The sequence below is a fragment of the Streptomyces spiroverticillatus genome (assembly GCA_014650415.1).
Lineage (GTDB): Bacteria > Actinomycetota > Actinomycetes > Streptomycetales > Streptomycetaceae > Streptomyces > Streptomyces spiroverticillatus.
Window position 1 is genome coordinate 1 of the sequence record BMUX01000033.1, and the last position, 15,740, is coordinate 15,740.

The following is a 15,740-nucleotide window of genomic DNA, read 5'->3' on the forward strand; positions in this document are numbered from 1 at the left end:
GGGGTGGGCCTCAGTGGCCCACCCCCTGACTCCCCGAGAGGGAAACGTGATGCATCAGGACACCCAGACCAGCACACCGCAGCTGGACGAGATCACCGCACGCGGTACTGCCCCGACGTCCGCCCGCATCCGGCTCGCGGACGGGACGCTTCTCGACATCGAGATGTGGCCCAACGCGGCGGTGGCGGACATGGTTTACCTCTTCCCGGGCCTCACCGCTCCGGACTCCCCCGGATGGCAGAACCAGGACCCGTGGGAGGACTACCTCACCGGCGACGAGCACGGCGGAACTCACTGCCTGGAAGTGCCCGTGGAAGCGATCCGGGAACTGATTGCTGCGCACGGCGGGGAGCACCAGGACCAGACCGATCTGGAGCCCACCGCGGAAATGCGGCTTCATTCGCTGCGCGGATTCTTCTCCACCGGGCCCAACGACCATGACGTGCACACCGCTTTCGCCCGCATCCATGAGGCAGGCGGCCCCTATCTGGTGTGCGTGTGGGAGTACGCCGACGACCACGGATTCGGTGGCACCCGCGCGTTCTACGCCGAGGCCGAGAACGGCACCTTTCACGAAGTCAGGCCCCACGTTCTTCAGTGGCTGAACGGGCAGGCCGCTTTCCCGGGCCCGTTCGCCAACTGGACCGGCGCACATGTGCCGGTGGCGTTCGAAGTCAGCGACGACACCCACAACTACGCCCGCACCGAGAGGTAGGCGCACCCGCTCCAGCGGCTGGACGCCCGGAGGCGGGGGCTCACCATCCCCCGCCTCCCCTGGGTCCAGCTGCACCCCACCACCCTGCCCGTCGTTCGCTGCCCTGGAGAGCTCTGTGCCGACCCCACTTTTGACCACCGTCCGCCGTACCGCCGCCCTGCTGGGCCCCGGTTGGCGCGCCGCCCCGCACGACGAAGTGTGGCGGAACGCGGTGCTGCTGACCGGCCCCCGCTCCGGCGCCGACGCCTTCCGGATCCGGATCACCCAGGAAGGCAACCGCCTGCTGGCGTACGGGTATCTGGACCGGGAGGGCGACCGCCGGTTGCTCCACAGTGCGGACGCCCCGCAGATCACCGTGAGCGCTGATCTCCCCACCCGGCAGGTCCCCCGCCACCTGGCAGCCCACCTCAAGCGCAGGTTCCTGTCCGCTTACGGGGAAGCCCTGGACGCGGTGGCTGCGGACCGGGCCCGGTACGCCCAGGAGACCGCCGACCGCGACGCGGTGGCACAGCTCCTCACGGACGTCCTGCCGCACTCCCATATCGGCCGGGCCTACAACAGCGACCACCGGCGCGAAGTGACCGCGACCAACTACCGCAGCAGTTCGCTGCGCGTCGCCGCCGAGGTCGCCCATGACGGCAGCCACGTCGACATGATGCTCGGCTACCTCAGCCCCGCCCAGGCCGAAGCCGTCGCCCGCCTGCTGGCCGCCGACCTGTAACCCCTTCCCGGGCAGGGGCGGCACCACCCCTGCCCGCGCCCCGCACCCCGCGGGATCCGGCCCCGCCGCCTTGACCATCTGTCCCCAAAGGAAGCTCTCGATGCCCGTTCCGCTTCTGACCACCGCCCGCCGTACCGCCGCTCTGCTCGGAGTCGGCTGGAGCGCCGCCCCCGATCCCCACTGGCCCCGCGCCGCGCTGCTCACCTGCCCCCGCCCCGGACAGGACCCCTACCAGGTCCGAATCTCCGACGAGGACGGGCGGCTCGTGGTGTACGGGCTGTTCGACAACCACGGGGACAACCGGCTGAACGGCATCACGACCCCGACCATCAGCGTCACCGCCGACATGCCCGCCCGCCAGCTCCCCCGCCACCTCGTCGCCCACCTTCGCCGCCGCTTCCTGCCCGACTACGACACCGCCCTGGGCCTGGCCGCCGAGACCCACGCCCGCTACAAGGCCCAGGCCGCCGCCCGTGACGCCACCGTCCAACTCCTCCTGGACGCCATGCCGGGGTCATGGGTCGGCCCGGTCACCGCATCCACTGACCGGCCCAGCGTCCACGCCCCCTCCCAAGACCCGGAGGACATCGGCATCACCGCGCACATCGAGCGCCACGGCGACCGGGTAGGGCTCGGACTGCGCAACCTCACCCCCGAACAAGCCGCCCAGATCTGCCGCCAACTCGCCCCCGGCCAGTAACCCCAGCTGGAGGTGGAGGGATGCGCCGCACCCCTCCCCCCGTTCCCCGCCGGATCCGCCGGATCCGCCGGCCGCCACACGCGTGGGATCCGTCTCCGCGCCCCGTGCATCGTTGAGGAGTACGTACGTGCTGAACAAGATTCTCCGGCTCGCCCGCCAGACCGCCCCGCTGCTCGGGCACCGCTGGACAGCCCAACCCCACCACTGGATGGGGCGCACCGGGGCCGCCCTGGTTCACGCCGATGGGCGGCGCCTGCACCTGTTGCCCGTTGACGGCCGCCCCGCCCATGTGGAGGTGACCGTGCGCTACCCGGACGCCCCCGTGACGGTGTGGGACCACGAGAGGCCGTCCACGCAGTTCCGCACCGACCGCCCCCCGGCCGCACTCGCCGACGCCATCACCGCCAAGCTGCTGCCCGTCTACAACGAGCTGTACCCGAAGATGGTCGCCGCAGCAGCGTCCGCCCGGCAGACCGACGAGGAACAACAGGCCCTCGCCCAGCGACTCGCCGCCCTCGTGCCGGGCGCCGAACTCACCCGCACCGCCCCCTCCCCCTGGATCGAATACCGGCCCCGGCAAGGGTCCATCGGGTCCATGAAGGCCCAAGTCCTCAGCTGGGGCCAGCACATCGTCGAGTTCCGGTACGTCGACGACGCCACCCTCCAGGCCCTCATGACCGCGTACGGCGAGGCCGTGCGACGCCGGCAGAACCGCAGCGCCACCGCCCCCTAACCGCCGCGCCCATCACGGTGCGCCCCCTTGCCGGGGCGCACCCCACCCCTCCCCCCCCCCGCTGCTTTCGGAGGCATCACACCATGGCCCACCACCGCACCCGGCCGTCCCGGCACGGCATCCTGACTCCCCGCTCCTACCTCCCCGGCGGATACGCCCCGGCCGCCTTCAAAGAGATCATTCTCAGCGACGGCGTGCACTCCGGTTACCTCACCGGCTGGGAGGCAGACGGCCTGATCCAGCAGACGGCCGACCACTCCCGCCGCACCGTGGAGGCGCTCGTTCGCGGGGAGCTCCGCATCCGGGACCGCCGCATCAGGCACCGGGAAGTGCGCCTCACGCCCGTGGTCCACCCCAAGAAGCTGACCGCGCGCCAGTACGCCGACCTGGAACTCATCAACCACGCCGGAAGGGGGACGCAGTTGCGCTATGACCCCGATGGCACGCCGTGCGCGATCGAGGCCGGATTCTGGCGCATCCCGTACACGCAGACATCGATCCTGCTGGGGCGCGGCTGGCTCTCTCAGTGGCCGCATACCGACGAGGTCTACGTGTCCGCCGCAGGCTGCATGGCGATGGCCCTCTGGTGGCACGCTCAGCAGGGTCTTCCTGCGCGGGTGTTGAAGGGCCTGTACCTGGACGCAGTCCTCACGGCGGCCGATGCGCACCGCGTGCTGCTGGCGCGCCATGTTGGGCAGGCTTGACCAACACCACACAAGAGAGTATACTTACACTTGTCGGTTTGAGGGGCGGCAACCCCTCCCGCAGACGCAACCCACAGAAAGCGGAATCAGCATGACCACAGTGCAGTCACGTTCCCGGTTCTGGACCGTCTCCTACCGTTACCGCGGGCAGACCAAGGTCCACACCAGTTCCACGCTGACCCACCCCGAGGCCGCCGCCCGCAACTGGGCCACGGTGACCGGCTGGAGCTGGGCCACCGACGTCACTCTCACCGAACACCTCATGATCAAGACGGACCGGCCGATCCGTGTGGCCGATCTGCCCGGCCCCGGCGTGCCGACGCCCCTGCCGACGTGCCCCCTTCCGGCGCACGAGGTCCGCCGCTACTTCCGCGTCCAGGGCTACGGGCCCCCCGCTCTGCCCACCGGCGACCGCGTACGCCGTTTCCTCTCCTGGGTGGCCGACGGGCGAACGCGCCACGACGAGAACGGCCCGACACTCGGCGGAGACATCCGCTTCCCCGATCCCGCCACCCTCCAGGTCCGAGACGTCCGCATCGTCATCGCCACCCGGCACATCGACTGCACCCAACTGCCCCACTGACGCCCCGCTCCCGGCCGGGACCCGCCCCCTCGCCGTCCACGCGATCACCCCAAGCGGTAATGGGTGCATCCCTACACCCGTCACATCGAGGGGCGGTAACCCTCCCCAACCCACAGGAGTTCCACGATGAGCACACCCCCCACCCCCTACCGGACCGGCGAGTCCGACGCGGAATGCCGTACCCCCGTCATCGTCGGTGACGGTCTGGTTCTCGGACTGGCCTATCGCTGGCACCGCACTTGGCACGTCGTCACCAGCGAGGGCGAGACGAACCTCAACCGGCCGCCCACCGGCGAAAAGGGCATCGACATGGCCGCCCGCCACCTCATCAAGGCGCACGCCGCCGGGCACATCACCCCGGTCCGCCTCACCAAGGTGCCGCTGACGGTGCTGTACGGGCCGGTCCCGCTGCTCGATCCGAGGATGCCCGTCACCGCCCGCAACACGGAGAGCGCGCACAAGGCGTTCGCCCAGTACGCCCGGCACGACTGGCGCGCCCTGACCGGCTTCCCCGGCAGCGACAACCACCAGCTGCTCCTGTGCGAGCGGTGCGGGTGGATCGGCCCCCGCTACTACTCCCACCTGCGCGGCCGCAACGGCGGACCGCCCCCCGCCCAGCGGCACGAGCCGCTCCCCGAGGGCGGATCCCCCGTGCTCCCGTGGGTGTGGCAGCTCTCCCCCCGGTCCGGCCAACGTCTGACCAGCCGCCGGACGAAGTCCTACCGGGTCGACGGCTTGCTGGACGGCGACGTGCTGACGGTCACGACCGTCACCGAAGTCGCCAAGAGCCGCGACCACGCCCGCAGGAACCGCGCCCCCCAGGGCACCCCGGGCCGGTACGTGCTGTGGGTCGAGGCCGCCAGCCCCGACGACGCCGCAGCCACCGCCCAGGCTCACGCCCGCGAACAGCACACCCGGACCCGCTCCCATGCCCCGGACCGCCACACCACCCCCTGACACCACCGCCCGGCGCAGGCGCGCCGACGCCCCGTCGTCGCGCCTCCGCCCGGCCCCTCCCCCCAGCAGGACCCCACCACCACGGAACGGACCATGCCGAAAATGCAGAACACCCCCCGGTGCGCGGCACCGTGCGGCTCCGCCCAGGCGGAAAGGACGGCCTTACCTCCCGCCCCCGCCACTGCGGCCGCCTCCGCTGCAGGCGTCGCGCCGGCCGGGCCTGCCCCGCTGACCGTGCCCGGCGGGATGACGGAATTCGACTTCGACGCCCACGACGTCGTGCTCGCCCTCACCTCCGGCGGCAAGGACTCCGGCGCCCTCGTCCACGAGGTCTGTGCACAGGCCGATGCAGCCGGGCAGCTGCACAAGGTGCGCGTCCTGCACTGCGACCTGGGCACCACCGCTGAGGGCCAGCTGGTCGAGTGGCCGGGTGCCGAGGACACCGCCCGCGCCCACGCCGCCCTGTATGACGTCCCGTTCGCCGTGCGGCGCAGCCGACGGTGGCCCTCGCTCTGGGAGCGGATGATGTCCCACGGTAGGTGGCCGGGCCACTGGGCCACCTACTGCCGCAGCGACACCAAAACGGCCGCCGGACGTGACTACGTCGACGAGGTCGGCCGCGAACTGAGCCTGGGGCGCCCGCCGCGGGCCGGGTACGCCATGGGGATGCGCGCCGAGGAATCCCCCGCACGCGCCAAGAAGCCGATTCTGGAAGTCCACCGGATGAGCGGCAAGGGCACTCTGCGCCGGGTCACCACGTGGCTGCCCGTCCACCACCTCACCACCGCCCAGGTATGGGACGCCCACCAGCAACACGGCATCCCCCACCACGAGGCCTACAACCTCGGCATGCGCCGCCTCTCGTGTCGTGCCTGCCCTCTCGCCGGAACCAAGGACCTGGTCCGCAGCGCCCAGCTGAACCCCGCGCTGTTCGCCGAGTACGCCGCCGCCGAGCCCGCGATGGGCCAGTTCAAACCGTCCATCAGCCTGGCCCAGATCATCGACCGCGCCCGCAGCTGACACAGCACCACACCCACAGCCCCGGGGGTGTGGGGCGGAAATCCCGCACCCCCCGACAACACACCGTCCTTCTCAACCCTGTGAGGAACCATGCACAGCACCCCCCTGCCCGGCACCCGGATTCGCCCCACCGACCCGTTTCCCGGACACGACGGGCCCGCCTACATCCTGCTGGCAGACCTGCCCATCCACGTCCACTACACGCGCGTCAACGAGGACGGCGGAACCTTCCCGCCCGCCCCGGTCGACCAGGGCCTCACGGGCCGCGCGAAGCCGGGCCAGCACGTACTCAACTTCCTCAACAGCAGCCTGAAACGGATGTTCGCCAGCGAGGCGTTCGTCGATGACGCCGCCGTGATCCGCTACCGGCAGTCCGCCCGTCACTCCGTCATGCGTTTCGAGCCCGACCGGTACGCCGGTGTGCTCATCCGGCACCCGGAGCAGCAGGTGAACGCTCCGGCGTACATGGTCACCCTGCCTGGCGGGGACCGCGTGCTGTGGAGCCGGTACGCCCTGCTGCGCGCCCTGGAAATCTGCCGCCGTCCCACCCCCGTCGACTGGCCCGACGGATGGGCCCACCAACTCCCCGACGGCAGCGTGCAGTTCGACCGAGGCGGCGACCCCTGGGCCACGCCCCGGCAGCACACTGCCGCCCCGGTCACCGACCCCGGCGACTTCGGTCCCCCCTGCGCCGACTGCCAGCACTTCGCCAGCGATCACACCCCCGGCCCCCCTTGGGCCCGCTACCGCAGGGACAAGCAGGTCTGCACCCAATGGCGTGACCGCCCCTCCCGCTGACCGACCGCCCACCCTGGACCGGCCCGGGCGGGACAGCACTCCGCTGCCGCGCCCGGGCCGCTTTCCCTTGTGAGGAACCATGTCCGAGCACACCGCAGGGCGGGATGCCCTGCCCCCGCCGGTGTACGTGCGCGTCGCCCAGGAAGCCGCCGAGCTCGCCGTCGAGGCTGCCGACAGCGCGATGTTCGCCGCTTGCCGCGCCGCCGGCCGCACCGCCGCAATGCTGGAATCCCGCATGCACACCGCCCACCAGCACGCCTGCGACGCCCAGAAGTGGGCTCGGTGGGCCGCTTCCTGGCAGCAGGACGGTGTCACCGTGTTCACGCTCGCCAACTACGCGGCCCGGGCTGTGACGGCCGCCGTCCACGCCCAGCACGCCGCCCACGTCGAGATCACCGCCGAAGTCCTGCACACCCAGCTGGAGCGCCCGTTGACCGCTGCCGAGCGCGCCGAGAAGGACCGCGAGGCCCGCCGGGAGGAGGCCGAGGAGGAGGCGCGGGAGCGGGCGGCAACCGGCATGGATGCCGAGAACCGGCACACCGACTTGATGAACCGCTTCTACGCCGAGCATCACGTGCCCCGACTCGGCTGGACCGCCGGACACGTGCGGGTGCTGGAGGCCGCCGGAAGCGGGCGCCTGTACTGGAAGGACCACACCGCCCGCCAGGCCCGCACCCACGGCATGTGGGAAGGCGGGCGCAGGATCAGCAGGGAACGCGTGAAAGCCCTTTTCGCCTCCCGGTTCCTGTGCTGGGCCGCTCCCCCCGCCGGCGGAGCGCGGGTTCTGGCTCTGACCCCCAGCGGGCGCACCGCCCTGGCCCTGGCACGCCTGTTCCCCCAGGGCCTGTTCCCAGACGATCAGACCGCCTACCTGGCCCGCTACGCCCGGGCAGCCCGGCGGTGGATGACCAGCGACGACAAGAAGGACGCCGCACGCCGGCTGCCCCCACTGGGCCGCAGCGCCCTGCGCGCCTACCGGCCCCCGGTTACTCTCGCCGAACAGCAGGCCCGCGCCGAACAACAGGCAGCCGACCAGTGGGAGGACGAGGGCGGGTACTGCCCCGGCGTCCTCACCCCTCGCCCGGCGCCCGCCCCGCACGCCAGGACGACCCCGCCGACCGTGCGCACCGCTGCTGCTGACAGCCCGAAGGCGGAAGTCGCGGCAGAGAGCACAGCGCGGCCGCGGTTCCACCCCCAGGGACTGCGCGCCCGGCGCCAGCGCCAGAAAGCCGCCGCCCGCACCCTGACCACCCCCGTACAGCGTCCGCAGCGTGCTCTCACCACCGGGGAGCAGCACCGCGTGCAGCGCATGAAGCTGCTCAACCTCCAGGGAGCGCTGCTCATGGGCATCCTGGACCCCGTCCCCAACCCCTCCCCCATGTCCGAGGAACAAGGGGCATGGGTACGCGAAAACGCCTGGCCGCACCACATGCTCAAGATCGAGGCCAAGTATCCGTTCGGGTTCGCCCGGTGGAGCATGTGCGAGCGCGGCACCTGCTGGAACTGCTGGACCAACCGATGCGACCTCTGTGTTCACCGCCAGCAAGACGGACCCACGGTCGACAACAACACCGACTGGATCTACAGCACCACCGGCCACGTCATCGCCCAGTTCATCCCCCGCCCCAACAGCGAGCCGTGCGTGTGGTGGTGCCGCTGCGCCTGCGCCAAAACCGGCCCGACCCCCACCAAGTCCCGCGAGAGGCAGCCGGACCAAGGGCAGCCCTACGACAACGAGCCGGGTGCGGATACAGCCGGAGGTTACGCCTCCGACCGCAACCAGAAGGCACTGTTCTGACCGGCGGCCGCCTCGGGCAAGGGCGGGCCGGCAGTTGACACCACCCCCCGCACGGGAGCATGCTTAAAAATGTCCCCTTGCGGGTGTGGAGCATGATGATGGCCAGCAGAGGCACCCCGAGAGGTGTCGGCAGGGCGGCAACCCTGAGCGAGTATCTGCTGGCCATCGCGTCCAACCCACAGAGGAAGGAACGCCGCCAGTCTAAGCCCGCCGCTGCGCCCCGAAGGAACCCACCATGGCCAAGCCCCCCCGACCCGCCGAGATCGTCGTCGCCGGCCGAGCCCTGGTGAACCGTGACTGGATGGCGGAGCGCTCCGGAGCCAGCAAGGTGACCGTCGGCCACTGGTACAAGCACCGCCTCGACGCCCCCGACGAGGAGACCCGGTTCCCCGAGAAGGAGACCACCGTCGAGCGGGTCGACTACTACGACCGCGAGCAGTTCGAGCGCTTTCTTGACGCTCATCGGTCGAAGAAGAAGAAGGCGGTCCTGCCCACCGATCCCGCCCTGTACGAGGGCGACCCGGAGGAACGTATCGCGATCGGCGAGGCGGCCAAGCTGTTCCACTTCGCCAGCACGGCCGTCATCCGCAAGTACCTCGCGGACCACCCCGGCTACTTCCCCGAGCCCGTCGGCACCGAACTCATGCCCAGCGGGAAGGAAGCACGCGTCTTCCGCCGGGGCGACCTCCAGGACTTCGACAAGCGCCGCGACGGCGACAACATCGGAACCGGCGCACGCCAGACCCCCAACCCGCCACGTGGCGCCAACCCCGAGACCGCCCAGCGCGTAGCCGTCGCCACCGCCTTCCTGAACGAGATCGGCGGCTGGCGGCGCGGCGCCGCCGGCGAACTCGCCGCCCGCGAAGGCGGACCCGCCTGGCAATGGGACCGCGCCGTGCGCACCGCCCGCACCCAGGCCGAGCAGAACACGCAGTAGACCAGCCGGACCGTCCAGCAGGGCAACCCGCCCGCCCCCGTCGGGCAGGCGCGAGCAGCGCCGCTGAATCCCTTGACCAGGTGTCTGATCTGCACGGTTCAGAGGTTCGGGATGGCTGGCTGCTTCTCTCCTGCCCCCTTGGTGGCGGTGCCCGTTCCGAGGTTCCGCCGGCCTTATCCGGTGGGCCGCGCCGTCCAGGAGTTCGTCGGCGTCGGTTCGTTCGACCGGCAGGAGCCGCAGGGCCGGGAGCATGGGCGCGCTCCTGGCGCTCGTGGCCGGTCCCCTGCCGAGGGTGCGTCGTGTGCTCCTGCCCTCAGTTTCGCCCGGTCGTTGAGCAGCGTATGACGGGTGACGGACCCCTGGACGTACGGCTCCTGGCACGCGGCGTGGGGCGGATGCCGGGGGCCTGCTGATCTCTCTCGGCACCCTTGATGCGACCTGTGAGCAGCTGCTCGCCGCCCGCCCGGGATGCGTTCGGCGCGCTGCACGATCACGTCGCCCGGGAGGGGGGATCCGCTCGACTGAGCCTGAGCCCCCGGCCGAACCGCAGTGCGCCTGGTCTCTGTTGCTGCTGGAAGGGAAGCAGCTGCTGATCCGCCACCCGCGGACCGCCTGATGGCAACTGCCGATCACGCGACGGGCGTTCGGGCTCGCACTGCGCCCTGATCGTGGAGGGCGGGGAGGAAGGGGCGAGCCAACCGGGCAGCCAACCACAGCGCGATCTGAGAATCGTGTCGTTCTCGTAATCGGGAACAACCGCTGGTGGTTGGCCCACCAGTTGGTCGCGGAGGGTTCCTTGGGAGCACTCACCACCCCCGCTGCGCCCCTTGGAAGTGCTCCCGTGCCCGTCAACCCCGTCCGCCGCCCGGTCGTCCGCCCCTTCACCCCCCGCCGGAGCGTGCGCTGCGGCGCCGCCCCGCACCCTGCCTGCGCCTCCCGCACATTCCTGCCGGACCGCGCCTCCCTTCCAGCGGGGACGACCCGCGCCCAACGAAGGGACGGGGGTCACGGACCCGCACACGGTCACGTACGGGCGGGGACCACCTGCACCACCCACCCCGCTCAGCCACGCTGCCAGCCTTTCACCCCGCCCGCCCCGTGCGGCCCGCCACGGGGCCAGGAGCCCGCAGCGGGATCCCCGCCCGGCCCCGGCCCCCGCGCGCCGTTCTTTAAGAGATAGCGGCACCGCTCTGACCTGCACGTTCGCGGGCGTTTTCTTCACCCAGGGTGAATAAAACAAGGTCCGCCGCTCCGGAGTTTTATGCGCTCTGGCTGAAGAAAACTCTGCCGACAAGGCCCAACGACGCCGGGCGCAGAAAACTCGCCGAAAGATAGCCACGACGCTATGCGATGCGTCGCAGTCCATGGAAAGAGCAGGTCACTGTGGCCCAGCCTGCACCCGCGTACGCCTCCTCCCCAGCCCGGGAGGGATCTGCCTCCGCCGACTCTTCGGCCGGGGCCAGGCTGTTGGGAACGCTAGAGCGGATCAGCCGCCAGGGCGGCAGCGTGCTGTACTCCCCGCAGCCCAAGCCCTACCACTTCACCGGCGCCCGCCACCTCAACCTCTCGCAGGAACTCCAATCACAGCTGTGGCGGTTCCGTCTCACCGCCACCGCCCGCGACGTCCTGGACCACCTGACCGTCACTCATGACGAGGACGGCACCGTGACCGTCACCCAGACCGCGCTGGCCGCCTACTTCGGGTGCAGCCAGACCAAGGTCCAGCGGGCACTGCGCCAGCTCGCCCGCCACCACTTCGTATGGAAGGTCCGCAACGGCCGCTACCAGCTCAACCCCCTCTACGCCTACCGCTTCTCCAGCCGCAAGCACGCCGCCCTCCTGGCCCGCCTCGGCGAGACAACCCTGACGACCCACCGCATCGTCATCCCCCTTCCCGGAAGTAAGGACGCAAGATGAACGTGCCGCTGGCCGGCTTCCACAACCCCGCCGCCTGGGAACAGCTCCCCAACGCACGGCTCTCGCCCACCGCACGGGATATCTTCGACGTCCTCCAGGGCCGCCAGGAACCCCGCGGCCACGTACGCATCACGCAGAACGAGCTCGCCACCCGGCTCAACACCACACAGAGCGCCATCTCCCGGGCGATGAGCGAGCTGCGCGACACCGGCCTCATCCACGCCCGCACCCGCCACGGCCAGATCCTCATCCACCCGCTGTACGCCGGATACGAGTCCCTGGCGCACATGGTCAACCACATCCAGGACCCCGACACCCACCTCTGGCCGCTCGCCTTCCCCGCCAGCGACATCCGCCCGCCCCGCCGCTGCGATCCTCACCCCACCCCCGACGGAGACGGCGGCGAACCCGCCCCCACGCCCGCCCCGCGTCCCCATCTGCACCTCGCAGGCTGATGCTGGGAATGGGTTTACCGGAGGCCGTACTTCACTACACTCGCGCCGTCAGCTCCAGTTCGGCGTGAGGCCTGTACGTGAACCATCACCCTCGTCTTCTGCTGATCGGCGGAGGGGCCGGGTCCGGGAAGACCTCGCTGGCCCGCGCCGTGTCCCAGCAGCTGCCCGGTACGGGACTGGTCCACCTGGACCTCTGCTACCACCAGGACCCCGCACGGGCACCCAGCGTCCCCCGGCTGGACGGACACCCGGGGCGAGTCGTGGACTTCAGTGACCCGCTGGCCCTGGACTTCGACCGCATCGAGGCAGCCCTTGCCGAGCATGCAGACGCAAGCACGTTGCTGACGATTGCCGAGGGCATCTTCGCCCTGACCCTGAAACAACTCGCCGCCCGCGCGTCGTGGACGGTGTTCGTCGACACCCCCGCGGACCTGAGAGTGGTCCGCAAGACGATGCGCAAACTCACCGAAGGCAAGGACCCCCTGCCAGGCCTGCGCGGGTATGCCCACACCGCACACGCCTTCGAACGCTACGTGGCGCCAACCCGACAGGCGGCCAGCCTGGTCCTGGACGGCACCCTGCCCACCCAGGACCAGGCCGCCGCGCTCATCAAGCACCTGAATCTGTCATTGGCTTCGCTAACTTCCAGAGACGGCATGCCTGGGCCGACTTGATGCAGCCTGGCCGAGGGCCCGGCTCTGGTGTCCCCACTGGTGAGGGCCGGAGACCTCAACTCCCAGCGTCCGCGCCGCTTCCTGCTGCGCGGCCGTGAGCCGCTGTTCGACGAGAGGGTCGGTTGGGGGCGAGTACACCCAGGACCTCACGCAGGACGGGCGCTGGCACCGGTTCAGGGTTCGGGGCGGAAACGGCGGCCTCCCAGTGTGCCTGAGTCGTCGGCTGACCGGTGCTGCACGCTTCCACCGAACTGCCCCTTGAAGAGGGAGACTTGGTATCACGTTGACGCCGATGTGGGGTGGGGTCGTGACGGTGGAGGAAGGCAGGGGTTCCGGGCTCAAGAGGGCTCGGGTCGCATTGAACATGACGCTGGAGGAGGCCGCCGACGCGCTCAACGCGATCACGGGGCTGGCAGCGGACGCCAGCTTGGTCAGCGCGTGGGAGTCCGGACGCAAGCGGACGGGAAAGCGGAACCGGGCCGGGCTGTGCACCCTGTACCGGGAGCGGCCGGAGGTGCTGTTCGCCCACCAGGACGGTGCTGCCACCAGCGCCCTGGAGGTGGCCGGCACCACCGAGGTCGTCAAGCTCCTGACCCGGTGGACCGATCTCATCGAGGCGATGGTCGAGGTCGTGGCGGGGGCGCGGGAGCAGCTCGTGGTGACCGGCAGCCGGTCGCGGGAGAAGGCGTATCTGGCGGCGATCGAGACGGCCGTGGCGCAGCAGCCGGATCTCGTCCATTACCGGGTGCTGTACGGGCCGCCCCGTCACCACGAGCTCGTCGGCCACCTGGCCCGGCTGTTGGATCTGCGCGATCCTGCCGCCCGCCATCACGGGGTCAAGACGCTCCACATAGGCATGGTGGAACGCCAGGAGGCGTTGGAGCGGTTCTTCGTCGCGTCGGAGACCCAGGCAGTCGTCCCCCTGCCGTCTTTCCACGGCGCCGAGGGTTTCGACTGCGGGATCCTGTTGAACCGGGAGGCGGCGGTGGGGCTGGTCCACCATGGGCGGGAGGCGTGTGCGTCCGCACGCCCCGTGGAGACGATCGAGGCCGTCCGGGCTCTTCCGGTGCGGCACAACTGATGGGGTGGGGAGAAGCGTGAGCGAGATCCGTCGGGCAACCTCTGAGGGCGGGATGGCGTCGATCGTGGCGTTGGCCCAGGAGCTGATCCGCAGGCCCAGCCGGGCGGGGATCGACGACTACGGGCCGGTGCTGGGTGTCCTGGAAGGCTGGCTCGCCTCCCGCGGTCTGCCGCACCGTCGTCTGCACGACGGGCAGGGGGCGGTAGTGGGGCTGCTGGTGGAAATCGCCGGAGGGCGGCCCGGGCCCTGGTGGACCCTGGACGCGTGCATCGACACCGCCCCCTACGGCGACGAAGCCGCCTGGTCGTTCCCGCCGGACAGCGGCGATGTGGTCGACGGCTGGCTGCACGGGCGCGGTGCGGCCGACTCCAAGCTGGCCGCTTCCCTGTTCTGCCACCTCGCCGCGGAACTCCTGCCGCGCGCGGCCGGGTTGTCGGGCGGGCTGGCTGTTCTGCTGGACGTCGACGAGCACACCGGGGTGTTCGGCGGAGCCCGCGCCTACCTAGCCGACCCGCACGCGGTCCGTCCCGCCGGCGTGATGATCGGCTACCCCGGCCTGGAGGACGTCGTGGTCGGCGGGCGGGGCCTGTGGCGGGCCACGCTCGCCGTGCACGCTCCCTCCGGGCACTCCGGCTCCAGCCGCACCGTGGTCGGGGCGATCTCCCGCGCCGCCCACCTCGTTCGCCTCCTCGACGCGGCCGACCTGCCCGGCCCGGACAGCACCGGGGGCTTTCCGCTGGGGCCGAAGCTGTCCGTCACCGCCCTCCACGGGGGTCACGGCTTCTCCGTCACCCCCGACCGCTGCGAGATCAATGTCGACGTGCGCACCACCCCCTGCTTCGACGCCCACGACGCCGAAACCGTGATCCGCAAGGCGGTCGCCGAACTCGACGCGGACCTCCCCGCACCCACGCCCACCGACATCACCCCCATCGCCTCCTGGCCGCCGTTCCGGCTGGAGGAAACCGAGCAGCCCGCCGCCGCGCTCCTTGCGGCCGCCGCCCGCGCGGGGCTTGCCGTGCGCGCGAAGACCGCGGGCCCCAGCAACATCGGCAACCTGCTGGCAGGCGAGGCGGTCCCCGCGACGGCCGGATTCGGGGTGTCCTACGAGGGTCTGCACGGCACCGACGAGCGCGCCGACCTTGCCGCCCTGCCCCAGGTTTACGCCGTCTACCGGGAGGCCGTTCTGGACCTTCTGACCGGCTGACGGGAACGTCCCAAGCGGGTCCCAGGTTTCTTCCAGATCCACTCCCTGGAAGTCCCCAATTCCGTCTCTGGGAACAGGCCTTCGAACGCGGTGAGATGGATACACACCGCCCCGTAGGGCGCGTGTTCACCTCACCGATGAGAGGGACGATCCCCGTGAACGAGAACACCAGCACCATCACCGAGCCCACCGTGCAGCCCGCCCCCGCGAGCGGGATGAGTACCGCGTCGGTGTTCGCCCCGGCGCTGTCCGCCTCCGCGGTCGTCACGGCGACCCGCGGTCGGCAGGTGTTCAACGACTCGGACAAGTCCAACTACTTCGAGGGCTGAACCTCGTGATCTCCCCGCGCGAGAGCGTCGTGGAGAGCGCCAGTCCCTTCGCCGAGCAGGCGCCGCAGCCGGACGGGATGGTTCCCGTCTTCGCTCCGTGCCTGACCGCCGCCTCCGTCGCCGAGGCGACCCGCGGCAAGGGGATGGCCTCGGACCCCGACAAGGACTGGTACTTCAACTGACCCCCTCCACCTTCCGAGCAAGGAGGACGTGATGGGCACTGCATCGCCCGGCCCCGACGTGGGCCCGCGCGAAGAGCCGGTGTTCGCCCCGTCGCTGTCCGCTGACCGCGTCACTGACGTGACCCGTGGGCGGTGTGTGGCGAGCGAGCCGGACAAGGAAATGTTCTATCTCGACCCCTGATCCCTCGGGATTGCCTGTGCGGCGCGGTACCCCGCCAAGGGTGTGCCG

Annotated in this window: 19 protein-coding genes and 1 pseudogene; all 20 read left to right on the forward strand. The window is 70.8% G+C overall.

The genetic code is table 11. The features are described 5' to 3' along the window. The first annotated feature begins 49 nt into the window (after nt 1-49). The 20 genes and pseudogenes from IE269_RS40610 (at nt 50) to IE269_RS40700 (ending at nt 15,692) form a co-directional block, all read left to right on the forward strand. A complete protein-coding gene (locus tag IE269_RS40610) occupies nt 50-715 on the forward strand; it encodes a hypothetical protein (protein WP_189828378.1) in 666 nt (221 codons plus the stop codon). A 115-nt stretch (nt 716-830) separates the two neighbouring features. Continuing rightward, nucleotides 831-1,436: a hypothetical protein gene (locus IE269_RS40615; RefSeq protein ID WP_189828379.1), complete on the forward strand. Its 606-nt coding sequence runs from the start codon at nt 831-833 to the stop codon at nt 1,434-1,436. Nucleotides 1,437-1,536: 100 nt separating this feature from the next. Further along, nucleotides 1,537-2,136, forward strand: coding sequence for a hypothetical protein (locus IE269_RS40620; protein ID WP_189828380.1), 600 nt, complete (start codon nt 1,537-1,539; stop codon nt 2,134-2,136). A 127-nt stretch (nt 2,137-2,263) separates the two neighbouring features. Further along, complete coding sequence (locus tag IE269_RS40625) at nt 2,264-2,869, forward strand: hypothetical protein (RefSeq protein WP_189828381.1); 606 nt, start codon at nt 2,264-2,266, stop codon at nt 2,867-2,869. A gap of 83 nt (nt 2,870-2,952) precedes the next feature. Then, complete coding sequence (locus tag IE269_RS40630) at nt 2,953-3,573, forward strand: hypothetical protein (protein WP_189828382.1); 621 nt, start codon at nt 2,953-2,955, stop codon at nt 3,571-3,573. 91 nt (nt 3,574-3,664) lie between these two features. Beyond that, the gene (locus IE269_RS40635; RefSeq protein WP_189828383.1) at nt 3,665-4,156 is read left to right on the forward strand and encodes a hypothetical protein; all 492 of its coding nucleotides are present in this window, start codon (nt 3,665-3,667) and stop codon (nt 4,154-4,156) included. A 126-nt stretch (nt 4,157-4,282) separates the two neighbouring features. Continuing rightward, nucleotides 4,283-5,113 (forward strand): hypothetical protein, encoded by an 831-nt coding sequence (locus tag IE269_RS40640; protein ID WP_189828384.1) that lies wholly within the window; start codon nt 4,283-4,285, stop codon nt 5,111-5,113. A gap of 246 nt (nt 5,114-5,359) precedes the next feature. After that, on the forward strand, nt 5,360-6,133 hold the full coding sequence (locus IE269_RS40645; RefSeq protein WP_189828385.1) for a phosphoadenosine phosphosulfate reductase domain-containing protein: 774 nt from the start codon (nt 5,360-5,362) through the stop codon (nt 6,131-6,133). 90 nt (nt 6,134-6,223) lie between these two features. Continuing rightward, the gene (locus IE269_RS40650; protein WP_189828386.1) at nt 6,224-6,931 is read left to right on the forward strand and encodes a hypothetical protein; all 708 of its coding nucleotides are present in this window, start codon (nt 6,224-6,226) and stop codon (nt 6,929-6,931) included. A 79-nt stretch (nt 6,932-7,010) separates the two neighbouring features. Further along, complete coding sequence (locus IE269_RS40655) at nt 7,011-8,729, forward strand: DUF6248 family natural product biosynthesis protein (RefSeq protein WP_189828387.1); 1,719 nt, start codon at nt 7,011-7,013, stop codon at nt 8,727-8,729. Between the two features lie 235 nt (nt 8,730-8,964). Next, nucleotides 8,965-9,666, forward strand: coding sequence for a hypothetical protein (locus tag IE269_RS40660; RefSeq protein ID WP_189828388.1), 702 nt, complete (start codon nt 8,965-8,967; stop codon nt 9,664-9,666). A gap of 1,467 nt (nt 9,667-11,133) precedes the next feature. After that, nucleotides 11,134-11,583: a helix-turn-helix domain-containing protein gene (locus IE269_RS40665; protein WP_189828389.1), complete on the forward strand. Its 450-nt coding sequence runs from the start codon at nt 11,134-11,136 to the stop codon at nt 11,581-11,583. After that, nucleotides 11,580-12,038 carry a helix-turn-helix domain-containing protein gene (locus IE269_RS40670; protein ID WP_189828390.1) on the forward strand — a complete coding sequence of 153 codons (459 nt, stop codon included), beginning with the start codon at nt 11,580-11,582 and terminating at the stop codon, nt 12,036-12,038. Before IE269_RS40665 ends, IE269_RS40670 begins: the two co-directional genes overlap by 4 nt. 77 nt (nt 12,039-12,115) lie before the next feature. Next, nucleotides 12,116-12,217, forward strand: a pseudogene (locus IE269_RS43945) (zeta toxin family protein); the annotation flags it as partial. Nucleotides 12,218-12,298: 81 nt separating this feature from the next. Continuing rightward, entirely contained in the window at nt 12,299-12,712 is a 414-nt protein-coding gene (locus tag IE269_RS40675) for a nucleoside/nucleotide kinase family protein (RefSeq protein WP_229898595.1), read from the forward strand. Nucleotides 12,713-13,076: 364 nt separating this feature from the next. Further along, nucleotides 13,077-13,793: an XRE family transcriptional regulator gene (locus IE269_RS40680; protein WP_229898596.1), complete on the forward strand. Its 717-nt coding sequence runs from the start codon at nt 13,077-13,079 to the stop codon at nt 13,791-13,793. A 16-nt stretch (nt 13,794-13,809) separates the two neighbouring features. Further along, on the forward strand, nt 13,810-15,000 hold the full coding sequence (locus IE269_RS40685; protein WP_438817678.1) for a M20 family metallopeptidase: 1,191 nt from the start codon (nt 13,810-13,812) through the stop codon (nt 14,998-15,000). Between the two features lie 155 nt (nt 15,001-15,155). Then, the gene (locus IE269_RS40690; RefSeq protein ID WP_189828393.1) at nt 15,156-15,329 is read left to right on the forward strand and encodes a hypothetical protein; all 174 of its coding nucleotides are present in this window, start codon (nt 15,156-15,158) and stop codon (nt 15,327-15,329) included. Nucleotides 15,330-15,334: 5 nt separating this feature from the next. Next, a complete protein-coding gene (locus IE269_RS40695; RefSeq protein WP_189828394.1) occupies nt 15,335-15,511 on the forward strand; it encodes a hypothetical protein in 177 nt (58 codons plus the stop codon). Nucleotides 15,512-15,542: 31 nt separating this feature from the next. Further along, the gene (locus IE269_RS40700) at nt 15,543-15,692 is read left to right on the forward strand and encodes a hypothetical protein (RefSeq protein WP_189828395.1); all 150 of its coding nucleotides are present in this window, start codon (nt 15,543-15,545) and stop codon (nt 15,690-15,692) included. Nucleotides 15,693-15,740: the final 48 nt, after the last annotated feature.

Coding starts and splice junctions, on each gene's coding strand:
- IE269_RS40610 (WP_189828378.1), top strand. CDS start 50: ATGCATCAGGACACCCAGACCAGCACACCGCAGCTGGACGAGATCACC.
- IE269_RS40620 (WP_189828380.1), top strand. CDS start 1,537: ATGCCCGTTCCGCTTCTGACCACCGCCCGCCGTACCGCCGCTCTGCTC.
- IE269_RS40630 (WP_189828382.1), top strand. CDS start 2,953: ATGGCCCACCACCGCACCCGGCCGTCCCGGCACGGCATCCTGACTCCC.
- IE269_RS40635 (WP_189828383.1), top strand. CDS start 3,665: ATGACCACAGTGCAGTCACGTTCCCGGTTCTGGACCGTCTCCTACCGT.
- IE269_RS40640 (WP_189828384.1), top strand. CDS start 4,283: ATGAGCACACCCCCCACCCCCTACCGGACCGGCGAGTCCGACGCGGAA.
- IE269_RS40645 (WP_189828385.1), top strand. CDS start 5,360: ATGACGGAATTCGACTTCGACGCCCACGACGTCGTGCTCGCCCTCACC.
- IE269_RS40650 (WP_189828386.1), top strand. CDS start 6,224: ATGCACAGCACCCCCCTGCCCGGCACCCGGATTCGCCCCACCGACCCG.
- IE269_RS40655 (WP_189828387.1), top strand. CDS start 7,011: ATGTCCGAGCACACCGCAGGGCGGGATGCCCTGCCCCCGCCGGTGTAC.
- IE269_RS40660 (WP_189828388.1), top strand. CDS start 8,965: ATGGCCAAGCCCCCCCGACCCGCCGAGATCGTCGTCGCCGGCCGAGCC.
- IE269_RS40670 (WP_189828390.1), top strand. CDS start 11,580: ATGAACGTGCCGCTGGCCGGCTTCCACAACCCCGCCGCCTGGGAACAG.
- IE269_RS40680 (WP_229898596.1), top strand. CDS start 13,077: ATGACGCTGGAGGAGGCCGCCGACGCGCTCAACGCGATCACGGGGCTG.
- IE269_RS40700 (WP_189828395.1), top strand. CDS start 15,543: ATGGGCACTGCATCGCCCGGCCCCGACGTGGGCCCGCGCGAAGAGCCG.